Below are 17,613 nucleotides of genomic sequence, written 5' to 3'. Positions count from 1 at the left end.
CCTTAACCGGTGATGAAGGCCGGCCACACCGGCATCTGCAGGTTGATGCCGTACACGAACGCGCCCAGGCTGATCAGCACCAGCACCACCGCGTTGAGCAGCGCCCCCTTCCAGCTGAACTCATGGCTGGCCATCGACGACACCAGCACCAGCACGAACACCGACAGCACCATGCCCAGCGGCTTGAGCAGCAGGCCGAACAGCACCACCGAGCCCAGGATCCACAGCAACGTCTTCAGGTCCCAGCGCGCCAGATGGTCTTGCTCGCCTTTCGGCGACATCGAGGTCAGCAGCACCACCGCGCCCAGCACGGCGAGCACCAGGCCCAGCAGGAATGGGAAATAACCGGGTCCCATCTTGGCGGCTGTTCCCATGGAATAGCCGCGAGCGACCCAGGAAAAGCCCAGACCGACCAGAATGAACATCAGGCCGGAGGCAAAGTCCTTTTGGCTGCGTATGCGCAAAACGATTCTCCTCAAAGTTCACGAAATGCCGTGCCGGGGCGCACTGGCTCAGGCGCGCCACGCATGCAAGATGGCATGCTCTCCCGACGGTTGACCCGAACCTTAGAGACGTGATCTTTCAGGTGCCTTTCAGTTGTCCTGTTTTAGGGGTATTTACCAATGACCCCTTAAAACAAGGCAAATCCAGCCGCGATGCGCGACGGAATACATCACAACATGATGTATTTAAGCGGCAATGAACAGAAGGGAAGGACGACAGGAACGGTCAGACGAACAAGACGGCGCGCGCGCTTGCGTCAAAGCAAGGCGCGGCCGCGAAAACGCGCACCCCTGCCGTGCCGGCAGGCCACGCGTGCGCTGGGAGGGAGTGCCAGCGGTGACACGATGACACATCGATCTTTCGGAAGGCTTTCAATGCGGGACTTGCCATGCCATCAACGCGCGGCTTCGGCCGTTGCGCGTGCGGTGCTGGCCGTGTCGACCACCTCGCCGGCGTCTTCGCAGGGCGTGCCCATGCTGGTATCGGGCGCCTGCCCCACGGCTTCGGCCGGGTGCGGCGCGGTCGGCAGGATCCGGCTGCGGCGCCAGTTGCCGAAGCGGTAGTAGCCGAGCGCCAGGGCCAGCGACACCACCGAGCCGAGCGGAAAGCTCCACCAGATCGCGTCGGCGCCGATGCGCGGACCCAGCGCCCACGCGAACGGCAACCGGATCACCCACATCGACAGGAACAGGATCACCAGCGGCGCCATCACCGCGCCGGTGGCGCGCACCGTGCCGAAGATGACGATGGTGAAGCCGAACAGGATGAACGACCACAGCACCACCACGTTGATATGCTGGGCAATGCCGATGGCCACGCCGTCGGTGCCCAGGAACAGGCCTAGCGAATGGCGGTTGAACAGGTAGATCAGCGCGACCAGCGCGCCGGTCATGGCCATGTTGAACAGCAGCCCCATGCGCGTGATGCGCGACACGCGCTGCCACAGCCCGGCACCGACGTTCTGCGCCACCATCGATGACACGCTCGCGCCGACTGCCAGCGCGGGCATCTGCACATAGGTCCACAGCTGCGAGGCCACGCCATAGGCGGCGGTGGTCTGCGAGCCATAGGCGTTGACCAGCGCCATCATCACAATGGCGGACGACGAGATCACCACCATCTGCAGGCCCATCGGCAGCCCCTTGACCACCAGCGCGCGCAGGATCGCCGGGTCTGGCACCAGCAGCGCCAGCTGGCCGCGATGCAGCAGCAGGAAATGCCGGCGCCGGTACAGCAGCGCCATCATCGCCACCAGGCTCGTCAGCTGGGCGATCAGCGTGGCCAGTGCCGAGCCCGCGATGCCCATGGCCGGAATCGGGCCCACGCCGAAGATCAGGATCGGGTTGAGCACCACGTCCAGCACCACGGACAACAACATGAACCAGAACGGCGTGCGCGAATCGCCGGCGCCGCGCAGCGTCATCATCACGAAGTTGTAGAAGTACATGAACGGCAGCGCCAGGAAGATGATGCGCAGGTAGGCCACCGCCAGCGGTGCGGCATCCGGCGGGGTCCGCATCGCTGCGAGGATGTCGGGGGTGTAGAGGTAGCCGAGCGCTGAGGCCAGCACCGACAGCGCGACAAAGAAAGTGGTGCTGGTGCCAACCACCCGGCGCGCCTCGTCCATGTCGCGCGCGCCGACGGCTTGGCCGATCATGATGGTGTTGGCCATGCTGATGCCGAACACCACCCCGAGCAGGAAGAACAGGATGATGTTGGCGTTGGAGGTGGCGGTCAGCGCGGCCTCGCCCAGGAAGCGCCCGACCCAGACCGAATTGATCGAGGCGTTCAGGGACTGCAGGATGTTGCTGCCGAGCACCGGCAGCGAGAACAGCAGCAAGGTCCGGCCGATCGGGCCGGTGGTCAGTCTGGCATCGGGCTTCATGGGGCGTCGCGCGGCGGAAATCCGCCCAGTCTATGCCTGCCCGCAGGGCCCTTCAAGCACGCCGGACTGCGCCGGGCCCCGCTTTTTTACCTGATTGAGTTATTTCCGGGCAATCGCGGGCGACCCCATACTCCGCAGGGGACCACCGCGTCCCGGGCCGGCTGCCGGAGGGGTTACCCGGGTCTTACCGGATCGATCCGGCATGCGCGAGCGCCTTCCGTCGCAGTCAAAACAAGGAGGTGGGGTCATGTTTGTCGGTTTCGAGCCTGTTGCCGGCGCCCTGGTGCCGTTTGCCTATGACTGGCCGATGGTAGGCCTGTCGTTCCTGATTTCGGTATGCGGCGCCTACGTCGGCCTGCGCTGGTCGCGCCGGGTGCGCCAGCCCGATGGGCGCCTGGACGTCGACCGGCTGCTGTGCGCCAGCGTGGCGCTGGGCGGCGGCGCGGTCTGGTCCATGCATTTCATCGGCATGGTGGCCTACCAGACCCCGACCCACCGCGAGTTCGGCCTGTTCACCACGCTGGCCTCGCTGCTGGTGGTGATGGTGCTGGCGGGGGCCGGACTGGCGCTGGCGTCGCGCCCGCGCGGCAGCCGCACCGGCAACGTGGTGCAGGGCGGCGTGCTGACCGGGCTGGGCGTGGTGGCGATGCACTACACCGGCATGGCGGCGATCCGCTCCAACACCCGCTTCGACTGGGACCTCGCCATCATCGGGCTGTCGGTGGTGATTGCCGTGGTGGTGTCGGTGGTGGCGCTGTGGCTCGCCATCACGGTGAAGACCGGCGGCAAGCAGCTGGCGGCCGCCGTGGTGATGGGGGTGGCGGTCTGCGGCATGCACTACACCGGCATGTCGGCCGGCACCATGATCTGCACCAGCCCGGCCTACGCGCCCAGCCTGTTCGCGATCGAGGGCGACAGCATCGGCTATGCGGTGTTCGGGCTGAGCCTGATCACGCTGCTGGTGATCCTGGTGGTGGAAGCCACGCGCACCGGCGCCGTGGCCGGAACCGCCGCCATGGCACGCACGCGCGATCCCGCCTGACACGGGGCTAACGGACTAACGGTACGGCGCGGCCGGCGGGCCGGCGCGCCCGACCCCGCACTTTTCTTGGGGGGCACGCACCCGGTGCGGTGCATGATCGCGGCGGGCGGGTTAAGCTTGCGGTTTCACCGCCCACCAGGAGAAACGCATGTACCAGGATCTCGCCCTCTATATCGACGGGGAATTCATCAAGGGAGGCGACCGGCGCGAGCAGGAGGTCATCAACCCGGCCACGCAGGAAGTGCTGGGCCAGCTGCCGCACGCCACGCGCGCCGACCTGGATCGCGCGCTGGCCGCCGCGCAGCGCGCCTTTGAAACCTGGAAGAAGACCTCGCCGCTGGAGCGCGGCAAGATCCTGCGCCGCGTGGGCGAGCTGGCGCGCGAGCGCGCCCGGGACATCGGCCGCAATATCACGCTGGACCAGGGCAAGCCGCTGGCCGAAGCGGTCGGCGAGATCATGGTCTGCGCCGAGCACGCCGACTGGCACGCCGAGGAATGCCGCCGCATCTACGGCCGCGTGATCCCGCCGCGCCAGCCCAATGTGCGCCAGCTGGTAGTCCGCGAGCCGATCGGCGTCTGCGCCGCCTTCACCCCGTGGAACTTCCCCTTCAACCAGGCCATCCGCAAGATCGTCGCCGCGGTGGGCGCGGGCTGCACGCTGATCCTGAAGGGACCGGAGGACTCGCCCAGCGCGGTGGTGGCGCTGGCGCAGCTGTTCCACGATGCCGGCCTGCCGCCGGGCGTGCTCAATATCGTCTGGGGCGTGCCCGCCGAGGTCTCGACCTACCTGATCGAATCGCCGATCGTGCGCAAGATCTCGTTCACCGGCTCGGTGCCGGTGGGCAAGCAGCTGGCGGCGCTGGCCGGCGCGCACATGAAGCGCGTGACCATGGAGCTGGGCGGCCATTCGCCGGTGCTGGTGTTCGACGATGCCGACATCGACCCTGCCGCCGAGATGCTGGCGCGCTTCAAGCTGCGCAATGCCGGCCAGGTGTGCGTGTCGCCGACGCGCTTCTACGTCCAGGAGAAGGCCTATGACCGCTTCCTGGCGCGCTTTACCGAGGTGATCGGCTCGATCAAGGTCGGCAACGGCCTGGATGACGGCACCCAGATGGGCCCGCTGGCACACGAGCGCCGCGTGCTGTCGATGGAGCAGTTCCTCGACGATGCCAGCCAGCGCGGCGGCAAGGTGGTGGCGGGCGGCTCGCGCCTGGGCGACAAGGGCTACTTCTTCGCGCCCACGGTGGTCACCGACCTGCCCGACGACGCGCGCCTGATGACCGACGAGCCGTTCGGCCCGGTGGCCCCGGTGACGCGCTTCAAGGACACCGCCGAGGTGCTGCGCCGCGCCAACAGCCTGCCCTTCGGGCTGGCGTCGTATGTGTTCACCAACTCGCTGAAGACCGCGACCGAAGTGTCCAACGGCCTCGAAGCCGGCATGGTCAACATCAACCACTTCGGCATGGCGCTGGCCGAGACCCCGTTCGGCGGCATCAAGGACTCGGGCATCGGCAGCGAAGGTGGCCAGGAGACCTTCGACGGCTACCTGGTGACCAAGTTCATCACCCAGGCCTGAGCGCCCCGCGCGCGGGCACGGCAAGGCGGCGTGCCGCCGGCCCCCTCCCGGGACCGGCGGCGCCTCCCCGTCAGCGGAAGAAGATGCCGCGCGTCAGGAACGTATGATTCGCTTCTTCCGCCATCAGCCAGACCAGCACCAGCAGGCACATCGGCGGGATCAGGATGGCGCAGATCAGCGCCATGCGCTCCCACGCCATGTGCATGAACACCGCGACGATCAGTCCCGCCTTCATCGCCATGAACAGCAGGATCAGGGTCCAGCGCAGATAGCCGGTGAAATGGAAATAGTCGACCAGGTACGACAGCGTCGACAGCACGAACAGCAGCGCCCAGATCTTCAGGTACAGCCCGATGGGGTGCTGCTGGCCGTGGTGCGCCGCGGGCCCGGCGTCGGAGCCATGCGGCATGCCCTGGGGCGTGCCGTGCGCGGGCGTGGCAGGGGTTGCGGGAGATGCCGGATTCGATGCCATGGCCGCCCTCACCAGAGATAGAACAGCGCAAAGATGAAGACCCACACCAGGTCAACGAAGTGCCAGTACAGGCCGGCGATCTCGACGATCTGGTAGTTGCCGGTCGCCTCGTAGCGCCCGCGCAGCACGCGCGTGGCCACGATCACCAGGTAGACCACGCCGCACGACACGTGCAGGCCGTGGAAGCCGGTGATCATGAAGAAGGTCGAGCCGAACTGCGCCGCGCCCATCGGGTTGCTCCACGGACGCACGCCCTCGTCGACGATCAGCTTTGTCCATTCAAAAGCCTGCATGCCGACGAACAGCACCCCGAACAGCGCGGTAACCAACATCAGCGTCGCGCATTCGCGGCGCGCGCGGCGGTAGGCAAAGTTGACCGCCATCGCCATGGTGCCGCTGCTGGTGATCAGCACGAAGGTCATGATGGCGATCAGCAGCAGCGGAATGTCGGCGCCGCCCACATGCAGCGCGAACACCTCGCTCGGGTTCGGCCACGGCACCGTGGTCGACATGCGCACGGTCATGTAGCCAGTCAGGAAGCAGCTGAAGACGAAGGTGTCGGATAGCAGGAAGATCCACATCATCGCCTTGCCCCACGACACCTTGAAGGCCTGCTGGTCCGACGACCAGTCGGCCAGCAGGCCGCGCACGCCGCCCACCGGGGGCGCGGGCGCCACCGCGGGGTTGGCCGATGGTGAAGACAGTTGCGTGGACATGCCGGTCCTCCTCCTTGCCGCCGCCGCTAGGCCGTGCCGCAGATGTAACGCACCAGCTCGGGCGTGAGCCACCCCAGCGCCGCCAGCAGCACCACCCATACCGCCAGCAGGAAATGCCAGTAGCGCGCGCACAGCTGCATGCGCAGCACCGCGGTGGCGCCGCTGCCGCGTGCCGACATGGCAACGCCCCAGCCGGCCAGCCCACCCAGCACGTGCAGGCCATGCATCGCCGTGAGCAGGTAGAAGAAGCTGCCCGCCGGGTTGCCGGCCGGCATCACCTGCATCGCGCCCAGCGCCTGCCAGGCCCACAGCTGCGAGGCGACGAAGCCGGCCGCGCCCAGGCCGCCAAGGCGCAGCGCGCGCCGGGCCGTGGCCATCTCGCCACGTCGCGCGGCGTGCGACGCCACCGCCATCGACACGCTGCCTGCCGCCAGCAGCGCGGTCGACAACCACACCTGCCACGGCAGCGCGATGCGGTGCCAGTCCGGGCTGTCCATGCGCAGCGCATAGGCCGTCAGGAACAGCGCGAACAGCGAACTCACCACGCCCATGAACACCCACAGCCCCAGGCTGGCGGGCGCGCGCCCGCGCGGCCGGTGGTTGGCGGCGTTCTCGCCGGACGGATTGCCGCCGAAATCGTCGCGGCTGACCTTGTACAGCGCCTCGGCATTCATGCGACGGCTCCTCGGCTTTCATGCGGTTCAGGCTCGGACCCGTCCGTCCCGCCGGCCTCGGGTGGCGCGTTCTGCGCGATGAAGTCTTCGGGCGCGCCCGGCACGCTGTAGGCATAGGCCCAGCGGTACACCACCGGCAGGTGCGGGCCCCAGTTGCCGTGCGCGGGCGGCGTCTGCGGCGTCTGCCATTCCAGCGACGCCGCACGCCACGGATTGGCGTCGGCCTTGCGTCCGTGCCGCAGGCTCCAGACCAGGTTGAAGACAAAGAGCAACTGCGCCGTGGCGACGATGAAGGCGGCCACCGAGATATACATGTTCATCACATGCGCCGACTCCGGGATAAAGGCGTAGTTCTCGTAGGCGTAGTAGCGCCGCGGCATGCCCAGCACGCCCAGGTAGTGCATCGGGAAGAAGATCGCATAGGTGCCGACGAAGGTGACCCAGAAATGGATGCGCCCCATGGTGTCGTCCAGCATCCTGCCCGTGACCTTCGGGTACCAGTGGTAGAGGCCGCCAAACACCACCAGGATCGGCGACACGCCCATCACCATGTGGAAGTGCGCCACCACGAAGTAAGTGTTCGACAGCGGGATGTCGACGCTGACATTGCCCAGGAACAGCCCGGTCAGCCCGCCGATGACGAAGGTGCTGATGAAGGCGATGGCGAACAGCATCGGCACGGTGAAATGGATATCGCCGCGCCACAGCGTGATGACCCAGTTGTAGACCTTGATCGCGGTCGGGATCGCAATGATCAGCGTAGTGGTGGCGAAGAAGAAGCCGAAGTACGGGTTCATGCCGCTGACGAACATGTGGTGCGCCCACACCACCACCGACAGCACGCCGATCGCCAGGATCGCCCAGACCATGGTGCGGTAGCCGAAGATGCTCTTGCGCGAATGCACGCTGACCAGGTCAGAGACGATGCCAAAGGCCGGCAGCGCGACGATGTACACCTCGGGGTGGCCGAAGAACCAGAACAGGTGCTGGAACAGCAGCGGGCTGCCGCCCTTGTACTGCAACTGCTGCCCCATCGATACCATCGCCGGCATGAAGAAGCTGGTGCCGAGCGTCTTGTCCAGCAGCATCATCACCGCGGACACGAACAGCGCCGGGAACGCCAGCAGCGCCAGGATGGTGGCCATGAAGATGCCCCACACCGACAGCGGCATGCGCAGCAGCGTCATGCCCTCGGTGCGCGCCTGCAGCACGGTGGTGACGTAGTTGAGGCCGCCCATGGTGGCGGCGACGATAAAGATCGCCAGCGATACCAGCATCAGGATGATGCCCCAGTCATGGCCCGGGGTGCCGGGCAGGATGGCCTGCGGCGGATACAGCGTCCAGCCCGCGCCGGTGGGCCCGCCCGGCACGAAGAAACTGGTCAGCAGCACGATCACCGAGAGCAGGTAGACCCAGAAGCTGAGCATGTTGAGGAACGGGAACACCATGTCGCGCGCGCCGACCATCAACGGGATCAGGTAGTTGCCAAAGCCGCCCAGGAACAGCGCGGTCAGCAGGTAGATCACCATGATCATGCCGTGCATGGTGACGAACTGGTAGTAGCGGTTGGCGTCGATGAACTCGAACCGGCCCGGGAAGCCCAGCTGCATCCGCATCAGGTTGGACAGCGCCACGCCCACCAGGCCCACCACGATCGCCACGATGGTGTATTGCACGGCGATGACCTTGTGGTCCTGGCTCCAGACATAGCGGGTCCAGAAGCTCTGCGGCGCGTGATGGGCAGCATCGTCGGCGTAAGCCATGCAGGTCTCCTCACTTGCGCGGCGGCGCGGGCGCCGCCGACGGCGGCACGGCGACGGCCGTCGATGTCGTATAGGTGCCGGACGCGGCCCCCGGCGTAGCCGCGGGTGCGGCCGAGCCCGCCGCTGCCGTGGTGGCGGCGCTGGTCGCGGCGGCGGGACCCGCGGGCATGTCCGCGGGGGCGACCGGCGCCACCGTGCCCGCCTCCGCCGCGCCGCTGCCGGCGGACTTGATATAGGCGGTCAGTGCGGCGATCTCGTCCTCGCTCATCGGCAGCTTCGGCATCACCGGGCCAAAGCCCTTCACCAGCCGCGCCTGCGGCTCGGCGATCTCCTTGTGCAGGAAGGCATCGTCCACCTTGGCGCTGCTGCCGTCGGCAAAGGTCTCGGTCTTGCCGTACAGGCCCTTCCAGGTCGGGCCCACGCCGGGGTTGCCGTCGATGCTGTGGCAGCCCACGCAGCCCTTGCTCTGCGCCAGCGCGCGGCCTTTCTCGATGGTGCCGGCAGCACCGGCCGCGCCAGGCGCGGCGGCGGCCATGGCCGCGGGCGGCGCCGCGGCTTTCGCCAGCGTCATGGCAAAGGTCTGCTGCTTCGCCAGCCACGCCTCGTAGGCGGCCGGCTCTTCCACCACCACCGTGCCGCGCATGTTGTAGTGCCCCACGCCGCACAGCTGCGCGCACAGGATGTCGAAGCGTCCCGCCTGCGTGGGCGTGAACCAGAACGACGTCACCATGCCCGGCACCATGTTCATGCGCGCGCGGAACGGCGGCACGTAGAAGTCATGCAGCACGTCCTTGGAGCGCAGCAGCACCTTGACCGGCTTGTTCAGCGGCAGGTGCACTTCCGGGCCGACGATGACGATGTTATCGAGCCCGCGCGGGTCGTCCGGGTCCAGCCCGAGCGGATTCACGCCGGTGACGAAGCGCGCGTCGGAAGCGCCCAGCTGCCCGCTCTTGCCGGGAAAGCGGAAGGCCCATGACCATTGCTGCCCGACCACTTCCATCACCATCGCCTCGCGCGGCGGGCGCACGTAATCGGCGTAGACGAACAGGCCCGGCGCCAGCAGCAGGATCACGCCCAGCGTGGTGCCGCCGATCAGCCACAGTTCCAGCCTGCTGTTCTCAGGATGATAGGACGCGCGGTGACCGGTGCCGCCGCCGGGATGCGGTGCGTCATGGCGGAAGCGCCAGACGATGTAGCCGACGAACAGGTTGATGCCGATGAAGAAAATGCCGGTGATGACGAGGGTAATGGTCAGCGTGTCGTCCATCTGTTTCCAGTTGGACGCCAGCGGCGTCGCCCACCACGGGCTCAGGAAATGGAAGAGCACCGAAGCGGCAACCATGACGACGAGTGCGATGGCCATCGCCATATCCACCCTCCTCCTCGCACGCGGCGAGGGATGCGCAAGTCACGCAGGTAGAGATAAGACTAGTGCATGCCGTCAGGTCACTGCAAGGCGACACGCCGGCACATCGGTGTCGCGCTGCACAAGTGCGCGGCGCACGGAAAAAAGCGGCGGCGGGAACCCCTGGTTCCCGCCGCCGCAGAGCCATGTGCCGGGCCGTGTGCGGGCCAGCGCCGGGTCAGTGCGACACGTCCTTGCTTTCCAGCTTCCAGTAGGATGCCGCCGCCGCGATGCCGAAGATCAGGTGGCCAATGAAGGTATGCCAGCCGCGCACCTCGACAAACCACGGGAACGCCCGCGTCATCACATAGAAGTTGAAGACATAGACCACCACCCCGAACACCGCGCCCGCCAGCATGGCCATGCCCAGGCTGGAATCGAGCGTAAACGGCGCCAGGATCGCGGCCAGGATCATGCCCAGCACGGCACCCAGCACGAAGTGGATCACCAGTGCCGCGGCCACGGTGCCGACGCTGAACAGCGAGGTCTGCAGCACCTCGGGCCCCATCACGATCGCCGCGATCATGCGCGTGGCCACCCAGGGGTTCACGCCCGACACCATCGATGACCAGAACAGTTCCAGCACCAGCAGCAACGCGCCCGCCGCCAGCCCCGACACCGCTGCCGCGGTCCAGTCCGGCAGTCGCCGCACGTAGTGGTGCGATTGCATGTGAAGTTCCATAACCCACCTCCGTCTCTCGTCGGCGGGGCATCGCACGAAAGGGGAAACACGCCCCGCGTCTCTGCTCAGCATAGGACACGTGTTTCCCGCTTCGAAGGCGGGCCGCCGAAAAAGGCTCGGAATGCGTACGTGGCGCAACGATCGTCAATTCGCAAGTGCGGCCCGCGATACCTGCCGGGCAAGCCGCAAGCGCCGCATCGGGGACAATCCCGATGCGCGTACCGTGCATCCGGCACACACTGCCTATACTGGAACCACAAAAGAGAGACAGGAGACCGCCATGCACTTCACCGCGCATGATCTTGTATTCCTGATTCCGATGGCCCTGGTAGGCGTGATCGCCATGGGCTCGATCCCGGTGACCGCCAGGTTCCTGCGCATCAGTTGCCGCACCATGGGCGCGCTGATCGGCGCACTGGTCGCGGTGCTGGTGCTGGAGGCATTACCGCTGCTGATCTGACTCCGCCGGAGTCTGCTGCACGCGCAGTGAGAGGAGGGGCCGCCATGTCGATCGGCCTGCTTGCCGCCCTCATGGCGGCGCTGCTGTGCCTTACCGTGTTGCGCGCATTATGGCGTTGCAGCCATCCCTACCGGATGCGCTACCGGCGCTGCGCGGCACAGCGCCAGCGCGCGGGGCTGGGCCGACACGCGCTGCCCAAGCACGGCGGGCACCACCACTGAAGCCGTGCCCTGGCGCTGCTTTACGCCGCTTCACGCTGCTTCACACCGGCGCGCGCAGCGCCGCCAGCGGCGCGTTCACCTCCAACCGCTCCGGCAGCGAATAGCGCGCCACGCAGCACCGGAAGTGCTCAATGAACGCCGCCTTGACACGCTTGCCGCCAATGCCCGCGCCTTTTTCAACGGCATGGATGCCGGCCTTGCCGGCTAGCTGCGGCCACGCTGGCGCCCCGCTTTTGGGCGGGCCGCGACCGGGGCCAAAACTGGAAGTGCCTGCGGCGTTACAGCTCGATCATGGCGAATTCGCCCTTGCCGACGTCGCATTCCGGGCAACGCCAGTCATCGGGGATATCCTCCCAGCGCGTGCCGGGGGCAATGCCGTCTTCCGGCCAGCCCTGCTCTTCGTCATAGACCCAGCCGCAGATTACGCATACCCAGGTCTTGAAGGCGACGGTCGCTTCGATTTGGTCCTGCTGCAAAACTCACTCCTGATTCGGCGATGGAACGGATTGTCCGGGCCGCATCATACCGGTTTTCGGCGCAGGGCCTGCGGCGGCGCCGCGCGGTGCGGCGCCGCCACCCGGACTAGCCGCGGATGGAAAAGTCCACGCGGTTGGGCGTGCCCTTGTCCTTGATGCCCTCGGCGCTGAGCCTTGGCGCGGTCAGGAACAGCCGGCTTTCGGGCACCTTGCCGTCGCGCTCGAGCGACTGCTTGACCGCCAGCGCGCGCTGTTCGGCAAGGCGCTTCAGGTCGGACTCAGTAACGGTGGCGTTGGCCATCAGCAGTCTTTCCATCTCCTCGGGCGGCAAGCTCTTGGCAAAGCCGACGAAGTTGCGCGGCTTCTTCATCGAGGTGCGCTGGTAGACCTGCTCCAGGTACTTGGGGTACTCGGCCTTGCTGACCTTGACCTCGGCGCCCTGCGCGCCGGCTTCGGCTTCGCTGGCGTCGGCACCCGCCTGTGCGTTGTCGCGCTGGTCGCGGCGCTTCTGCTCGGCCACGCGCGCATCCAGCCACGCGCGGCGCGCGCCGGCTTCATCGGTGACGGGATCGATACGGCCGCTGATTTCCAGCCGCAGCGAGGGCCGGTCATTGAGCGCCTGGCCCAGCTTGGCGATCTTGTCCTTCGCCGCCGGTGTCAGCGTGGCGGTGCCGGGCGCGAACTCGACATAGCCCAGTTCCTCGCCGCTGCCGCCGAAGGCCGAGGCAATCAGCGAGAACGGCGAGGTGATCGCCTTGCTCAGCAGGTTGACGATCACACGCACGATCACGCCGCCGATGCTGAACTCCGGGTCCGACAGCGAGCCCGACACCGGCAGGTTCACGTCGATCACGCCATTGCGGTCCTTGAGCAGCGACACCGCCAGCAGCACCGGCAGCTTGGTCGCGTCGGGGCTGTCGACACGCTCGCCGAAGGTCAGCTGGTCGAGGAACAGGTGGTTGCGCGCATCGAGCTTGCCGTTCTCGATCTTGTAGGCTACGTCGACGGTCAGCTTGCCCTTGGTGATGGGATAGCCGGCGTACTTGGCGGCATAGGGGGTGAGCCGCGTCAGCTCGACGCCCGAGGCCTTGGCGGCAATATCGAGGAACAGCTGCTCGCCCAGCGGATTGAGCTTGCCGCTGATATTGACCGGCGCGTCGTCGTCAATGCGGCCGTCCAGCACCAGGTCGGCCGGCGTGGGATCGCCCGACGACACCCTGGACACCGAGCCCTTCATGCCGGTCAGGTTGGCGGTGTAGTTGGGCTTGACGAAGAAGTCCGAGAAATTGATGTTGCCCTTGTCGACCGAGACCCCGCCAATGCGGATCTGCGGCTTGGGCCCACCCGGCTTCTGCTCGACCTGGGCCGTGCGCGTATCGCCGACCTGCACCGGCGGCGCGGCAGGCGCCGAGGCCGGGTTGGCCTGGGTCAGGCTGGTCGATGGTGCGGCCTCGCCCTTCCCCACGCCGGCGGCCATCACATCCTGCAGGTTCAGGCGGCCATTGGCGTTCAGGATCACGCGGGCGTAGAAGTCGGACAGCGCGATATTGCCCAGGCTCACGCGCATCGGGCCCTTGCTGTCGTCCATCGCAAAGTCGATGCCCGACACCACCAGCGAGCGCCAACGCAGGAAGTCGTCGCCGCTGACGCGGTCCACCGTGCGCACATTGCCGGCCTGCACATTGCCGTTGAAATGCGCGGCCAGCGGCTTGCCGGTGGGCGCATCGACATCGAGCCTGCCTTTGACCGTGAGCGTACCGCTGCGCAGCGCGGCGTTGAAGCGGTCAGCCAGGTAAGGCTGCAACGGGCTCACGTCGACCTGGCGCAGGTCCAGCTGCAGCCGGCTGGCCGGCAAGGCCGGCAACACCGTGCCATCGACGCCGATCACGCCACTGCGGCCGGACTCGGCGTGCAGCTTGAGCGGCACCGCTGCCGGCGTCAGCGGCCAGGCCACCGCACCGGTGGTCAGGCCGATATTGCGGAACTGGTGAATGACGGGGCGGCCACGGTTGGCGGCGGCCGGCTGGTAGTCCGCGAGGCGGGCGCTGCCGCCTTCCACCACGACCTTGCCGATATTGGCCTTCCAGGCGCCGCCCGCGGCAGCGCCATTGGCGCTGGCCGGCGCCGTGCGCCGCGGCGCGGCGCGCGCCTGCTGCGCGGATTCGACCGCCCACAGCCGCGCCATCTCGATCAGCTCGCCGCGATGGTCGCGCGTGGCCGCGAGCTGCGGCTGTGCCAGCGTGAGCTGGCGGGTGGCAAAGGTCTGTCTGGCGAGGTCGAACTCGATATCTTCCAGCACCAGCTTCTGCGCCTGCAGCAGCGGCAGTGCAGCACCGTCGCGGTCACCGGCGCGGTTGCGCGTGCGGCGACCGGCGCCCTGCGCCCGGTCCGCGGCCGGCGCATTGGCTTCACTGCCGGGCGGCGCGGCGGCGGCCGGCATCACCACCGGCTCGCGCGTGGCCACGTACAGCGGCGCCAGCTCCAGCCGCGATTTTTCCAGTACGAACTGGAACTGCGGCGTGCCCCATGCCATGCGGTAATGCAGTTCCGCATTGACCGCGGTGGTGCCGAACTGGCTGCGCAACTCGCGCGGCCACCAGGCGGCAAACCCCTGCGGCCGCAAGCCGGTGGTTTCAAGCGTGCCGGCCATCGAGCCGTCGCGCAGCAGCAGGTCGCCGGTGTGATGCAGGGTCAGGCCATCGGCCACGGTCAGCGTGGCCTCGACGCGCACGGGCTTGTCGCCGTCGGTGCCGGCAAAGCCCTTGACCTCGGCATCGAGCGGCCCGAGCGCGAGCTTGCCTGGGCCCGATGGCGCCAGCGCGTCCGCGAATCCCAGCCGGGCCTGCCGGACCACGATGCGGTCGACGGCATAGCGCCACGGCACTTCCTTGGGCGTCGCCGTCGCGGGGGTAGCCGGCGCCGCCAAAGCTGCCGCGGGGGCCGAGGCCGGCGCGGGCGCCGGCGCTACCCCATCGGTGGATCGGCTCGCCGCCTGCGGCAGGAATGCCGTGGCCAGGTTCAGCGAGCCGTCGGCGCGCCGCGCCGCCTCCACCGCCAGCCCTTCGATCTCGACGCTGCGCAGCTGCGCGCGATGTGCCAGCGGCTCCAGCCTGGCGATATCGACCGCCAGCTTGCCGCTGCGTACCAGCGGCTGCCCGGCACGCGTGCGCACCTCGGCATCGCGCAGCGCGGCGGTGCCCATCACCACCATCTCCTGCGTGTCCTGCTGCTGGCGGAACGCCACCGTCAGGCGCGTATCAAGCTTGCCGGACTTGACCTCGGCATCGCGCAGCGTCGGCGCGAACGCCATCATCCCCGCCACCTCGAGCCCGTCCAGGTTGACGTTGAGTCGGGTCTGGCGCGAATCGGCAAAGGGCAGCACCTCGCCGTCCAGCGCCAGCGGCGTGCCGTTGACCTGCGCGCTGAGGGTGGGCCGGGTCACGATCTCGACGTCGTGCGGCAGGTTGGACAGGAACGGCAGCGTCAGCGTCAGGTTGTCGACGCGCAGCGTGGTGTCGAGCAGCTTGTCGTCATAGCGCAGGCTGCTGCCGGTCACGGCGATGTTGTTCACCGAGAAGCGCGCCGGCTTGGCATCGGCCGGCTTGGGCGGCAGCGCCGCAAACTTTTCCTGCACATCGGCAAAGCTCATGCGGCCGTCGGCGCCGCGCACCACGTGCACGGCCAGGCGGTCGACATGCAGGTTGTCCACCACCGGCGCCAGGTGCCAGATGGAGGCGAGCGAGGTATCGGCCTGCGCCTCGCCCAGCGTCAGCGCCGGCGTCTTGCCGTCACGCTCGTAGATGGTCAGGTCGGTCAGCGTGGCCGCCAGTTCGAACGGCCGCACATGCGCCTGCCCCAGCGTGACCTTGCGCCCGAGTGCCTCGGTCGCGTGCTTTTCAACCAGGTATTGGATCAGCGGCGGGCCGCCGAAATACCCCGCCAGCCCGAACACCGCCAGCGCCGCCGCCACGCCGCCCGCGATACGCATGGCCAGCCGGCCGCGCGGCGTGGCAGCCACGGTGGCTGCCGCCTGGATGGATTGCTTGAATGCCATGATGTTCCAGAAAATCTGACCCCGCGCTCCGGCGCTGCACGCTTCTTTGTGCCCCGGATTTCACATTTTTTCGACATTATCGCAACGGTTACAGGCAAAGCAAAGAAATCGGATGGGCAGCTTGAGCGCTCAGCGCCTGATGGGCCGATCTGGTATCTTTACGTCCTTTGCGAAGCGTCCCGTCGCAAGCCTGTGGCTTACCCGCCGCGTCGTGCCTGCCTCCCCTGCGCTGTACCCTCCGGCCACACCCATCACGTTATTCCGTGCTGCCCGCTTCGCATGCGTCCTCTTCCATGCGAGTCCATTCCATGTCTACCACCAGCAGTACCGCCGCGGGTGTCGGCACGCCGCGCGCCGGCGCGCGCGCCCTCACCGGCCAGGATTACAAGACCCTTTCCCTTGCCGCCCTGGGCGGCGCGCTCGAATTCTACGACTTCATCATCTTCGTGTTCTTCGCGACGGTGATCGGCGAGCTGTTCTTCCCGCCGTCGGTGCCCGACTGGCTGCGCCAGCTGCAGACCTTCGGCATTTTCGCCGCGGGCTACCTGGCGCGGCCGCTCGGCGGCATCATCATGGCGCACTTCGGCGACCTGCTCGGCCGCAAGAAGATGTTCACGCTGTCGATCCTGCTGATGTCGGTGCCCACGCTGCTGATGGGGCTGCTGCCCACCTACCAGTCGATCGGGCTGGCCGCGCCGGTGCTGCTGCTGGTGCTGCGCATCCTGCAAGGCGCGGCCGTCGGCGGCGAAGTGCCGGGCGCCTGGGTCTTCGTCTCCGAGCACGTGCCGGCGCGCCATGTCGGCTATGCCTGCGGCACGCTGACCGCGGGGCTGACCGCCGGCATCCTGCTGGGCTCGCTGGTGGCGACCGGCATCAACACGGTCTTCACCCCGGCGCAGCTGGCTGACTATGGCTGGCGCGTGCCGTTCCTGATCGGCGGCGTGTTCGGCATCGCCTCGATGTACCTGCGGCGCTGGCTGCATGAGACGCCGGTCTTTGCCGAATTGCAGCAGCGCAAAGCACTGGCTGCCGAGATGCCGCTGAAGTCGGTGATGCGGGACCACGGCGGCAGCGTAGCGGTGTCGATGCTGCTGACCTGGATGCTGTCGGCCGGCATCGTGGTGGTGATCCTGATGACGCCTACCTTCCTGCAGAAGCTGTATGGCTTCGACGCGCGCACGGCGCTGGTTGCCAACAGCGTGGCCACGCTGTGCCTGACGGCCGGCTGCATCGTTTCCGGCGCGCTGGCCGACCGCATCGGGGCGCGCCGCACGCTGTTCTTCGGCGGGCTGCTGCTGGCGGTCTGCGTCTATGCCTTCTACACCACCCTCTTCACCCGCCCGGACCTGCTGCTGCCGCTGTATGCGCTGGCGGGCTTCCTGGTCGGCACCATTGGCGCGGTGCCGTTCGTGCTGGTCAACGCGTTCCCGGCGCAGGTCAGGTTCTCGGGGCTGTCGTTCTCCTACAACGTGTCCTATGCGATCTTCGGCGGGCTGACGCCGATGGCGGTGACGCTGATGCTGAAGAACGACCCACTGGCGCCGGCGCACTATGTGGTGGCGCTGTGCGTGCTTGGCATGGTGACAGCGCTGTTCGTCAAGGACCGGGCGCGCGGCTGATGCCAGCGTTGCGGCAGCCAAGAAGGGAGGGCTGACGCCCTCCCTTTGTCATGGGCACGCGCGG

15 protein-coding genes are annotated in these 17,613 nt (G+C 67.6%); 5 read left to right on the top strand and 10 right to left on the bottom strand.

Features of this window, described 5'->3' with window-relative positions; all coding sequences use genetic code 11:
- Positions 1-2: 2 nt before the first annotated feature.
- On the bottom strand, positions 3-464 hold the full coding sequence (locus tag ACOCMH_RS05635) for a tripartite tricarboxylate transporter TctB family protein (RefSeq protein ID WP_092310854.1): 462 nt from the start codon (positions 462-464) through the stop codon (positions 3-5).
- A gap of 434 nt (positions 465-898) precedes the next feature.
- On the bottom strand, positions 899-2,389 hold the full coding sequence (locus ACOCMH_RS05630) for an MATE family efflux transporter (RefSeq protein WP_427308174.1): 1,491 nt from the start codon (positions 2,387-2,389) through the stop codon (positions 899-901).
- Positions 2,390-2,636: 247 nt separating this feature from the next.
- On the opposite strand from ACOCMH_RS05630, the gene ACOCMH_RS05625 reads away from it, so the two are divergent.
- Both ACOCMH_RS05625 and ACOCMH_RS05620 read left to right on the top strand, forming a co-directional pair.
- On the top strand, positions 2,637-3,431 hold the full coding sequence (locus tag ACOCMH_RS05625; protein WP_427308173.1) for an MHYT domain-containing protein: 795 nt from the start codon (positions 2,637-2,639) through the stop codon (positions 3,429-3,431).
- Positions 3,432-3,579: 148 nt separating this feature from the next.
- Complete coding sequence (locus tag ACOCMH_RS05620) at positions 3,580-5,007, top strand: NAD-dependent succinate-semialdehyde dehydrogenase (RefSeq protein ID WP_174077329.1); 1,428 nt, start codon at positions 3,580-3,582, stop codon at positions 5,005-5,007.
- Between the two features lie 70 nt (positions 5,008-5,077).
- On the opposite strand, the gene ACOCMH_RS05615 is transcribed toward ACOCMH_RS05620, so the two are convergent.
- The 6 genes from ACOCMH_RS05615 to ACOCMH_RS05590 all read right to left on the bottom strand — a co-directional run bounded on the left by ACOCMH_RS05615 (position 5,078) and on the right by ACOCMH_RS05590 (position 10,719).
- On the bottom strand, positions 5,078-5,479 hold the full coding sequence (locus tag ACOCMH_RS05615; protein ID WP_427308172.1) for a cytochrome C oxidase subunit IV family protein: 402 nt from the start codon (positions 5,477-5,479) through the stop codon (positions 5,078-5,080).
- 8 nt (positions 5,480-5,487) lie between these two features.
- Complete coding sequence (locus ACOCMH_RS05610) at positions 5,488-6,195, bottom strand: heme-copper oxidase subunit III family protein (protein WP_427308171.1); 708 nt, start codon at positions 6,193-6,195, stop codon at positions 5,488-5,490.
- A 26-nt stretch (positions 6,196-6,221) separates the two neighbouring features.
- Positions 6,222-6,869, bottom strand: a complete 648-nt coding sequence (locus ACOCMH_RS05605; protein WP_427308170.1) for a cytochrome c oxidase subunit 3 — start codon at positions 6,867-6,869, stop codon at positions 6,222-6,224.
- Positions 6,866-8,632: a cytochrome c oxidase subunit I gene (ctaD, locus tag ACOCMH_RS05600; RefSeq protein ID WP_427308169.1), complete on the bottom strand. Its 1,767-nt coding sequence runs from the start codon at positions 8,630-8,632 to the stop codon at positions 6,866-6,868. Before ctaD ends, ACOCMH_RS05605 begins: the two co-directional genes overlap by 4 nt.
- A gap of 10 nt (positions 8,633-8,642) precedes the next feature.
- A complete protein-coding gene (locus tag ACOCMH_RS05595) occupies positions 8,643-10,001 on the bottom strand; it encodes a cytochrome c oxidase subunit II (RefSeq protein WP_427308168.1) in 1,359 nt (452 codons plus the stop codon).
- Between the two features lie 214 nt (positions 10,002-10,215).
- Positions 10,216-10,719, bottom strand: a complete 504-nt coding sequence (locus ACOCMH_RS05590; protein ID WP_427308167.1) for a hypothetical protein — start codon at positions 10,717-10,719, stop codon at positions 10,216-10,218.
- Between the two features lie 280 nt (positions 10,720-10,999).
- Here ACOCMH_RS05590 and ACOCMH_RS05585 point away from each other — a divergent pair, with 280 nt between their 5' ends.
- A complete protein-coding gene (locus tag ACOCMH_RS05585; RefSeq protein WP_012356585.1) occupies positions 11,000-11,179 on the top strand; it encodes a hypothetical protein in 180 nt (59 codons plus the stop codon).
- Positions 11,180-11,223: 44 nt separating this feature from the next.
- A complete protein-coding gene (locus tag ACOCMH_RS05580; RefSeq protein WP_427308166.1) occupies positions 11,224-11,400 on the top strand; it encodes a hypothetical protein in 177 nt (58 codons plus the stop codon).
- 278 nt (positions 11,401-11,678) lie between these two features.
- Here the strand turns inward: ACOCMH_RS05580 and ACOCMH_RS05575 are convergent, their stop codons facing one another.
- Together ACOCMH_RS05575 and ACOCMH_RS05570 are read right to left on the bottom strand one after the other, a co-directional pair.
- Entirely contained in the window at positions 11,679-11,876 is a 198-nt protein-coding gene (locus tag ACOCMH_RS05575; RefSeq protein ID WP_171515187.1) for a rubredoxin, read from the bottom strand.
- 106 nt (positions 11,877-11,982) lie between these two features.
- Complete coding sequence (locus tag ACOCMH_RS05570; RefSeq protein ID WP_427308165.1) at positions 11,983-15,930, bottom strand: DUF748 domain-containing protein; 3,948 nt, start codon at positions 15,928-15,930, stop codon at positions 11,983-11,985.
- A gap of 308 nt (positions 15,931-16,238) precedes the next feature.
- Between ACOCMH_RS05570 and ACOCMH_RS05565 the strand changes: the two genes are divergently transcribed.
- The gene (locus ACOCMH_RS05565; protein WP_427308164.1) at positions 16,239-17,549 is read left to right on the top strand and encodes an MFS transporter; all 1,311 of its coding nucleotides are present in this window, start codon (positions 16,239-16,241) and stop codon (positions 17,547-17,549) included.
- Positions 17,550-17,613 lie beyond the last annotated feature (64 nt).

It is taken from the genome of Cupriavidus sp. H39, assembly GCF_050271075.1.
Taxonomy (GTDB): Bacteria; Pseudomonadota; Gammaproteobacteria; order Burkholderiales; family Burkholderiaceae; genus Cupriavidus; species Cupriavidus necator_B.
The sequence above is the reverse complement of the archived record's forward strand: the minus strand, read 5'-3'. Positions and strand labels throughout refer to the sequence as shown.